A 695-nucleotide genomic window follows, 5' to 3' on the forward strand; every position below is an offset into this window, starting at 1 on the left:
TATTCGTAATGAAAACTGGTAAAGAACTCAAACCCGGTACCGTGATCCGTATCGACAACGACCCTTGGTTGGTTCAGAAAGCTGAATTCACCAAGTCGGGCCGTAACAGCGCGATCATGAAGACCAAGCTGAAAAACCTGCTGACCGGCTACAAGACCGAAACCGTCTACAGCGCCGATGACAAGCTGGACGACGTGATCCTGGACCGCAAAGAAGCGACCCTGTCGTTCATCAGCGGTGACAGCTACACGTTCATGGACACCACCGACTACACCATGTACGAACTGAACGCCGAAGACATCGAAGCCGTTCTGCCGTTCGTGGAAGAAGGCATGACCGACGTCTGTGAAGCCGTGTTCTTCGAAGAGCGTCTGGTCAGCGTCGAGCTGCCGACCACTATCGTGCGTCAGGTTGACTACACCGAAGGTTCCGCTCGCGGCGACACTTCGGGCAAGGTCATGAAGCCTGCCAAACTGAAGAACGGTACCGAACTGAGCGTGGCTGACTTCATCGAGATCGGCGACATGATCGAGATCGACACCCGCGAAGGTGGTTCGTACAAAGGTCGCGCCAAGTAAGCTTGATGCCTGCCTGATGCGAACGCAAAAACCCGACCTTGAGTCGGGTTTTTTTATGGGTGACGTGCAGGTCTGTCCTGATCGCAAGCAGAGCGAGACCCCCTTGTGGGAGCGGGT

At 55.1% G+C, this 695-nt stretch carries 1 protein-coding gene; it reads left to right on the plus strand.

Annotation, left to right across the window (positions count from 1 at the left end; genetic code table 11):
* Positions 1 to 8: 8 nt before the first annotated feature.
* Entirely contained in the window at positions 9 to 578 is a 570-nt protein-coding gene (locus tag B3397_RS15325) for an elongation factor P (RefSeq protein WP_049858924.1), read from the plus strand.
* Positions 579 to 695: the final 117 nt, after the last annotated feature.

This window comes from Pseudomonas sp. UBA4194, assembly GCF_002379585.1.
Lineage (GTDB): Bacteria > Pseudomonadota > Gammaproteobacteria > Pseudomonadales > Pseudomonadaceae > Aquipseudomonas.

Coding starts and splice junctions, on each gene's coding strand:
- B3397_RS15325 (WP_049858924.1), top strand. CDS start 9: ATGAAAACTGGTAAAGAACTCAAACCCGGTACCGTGATCCGTATCGAC.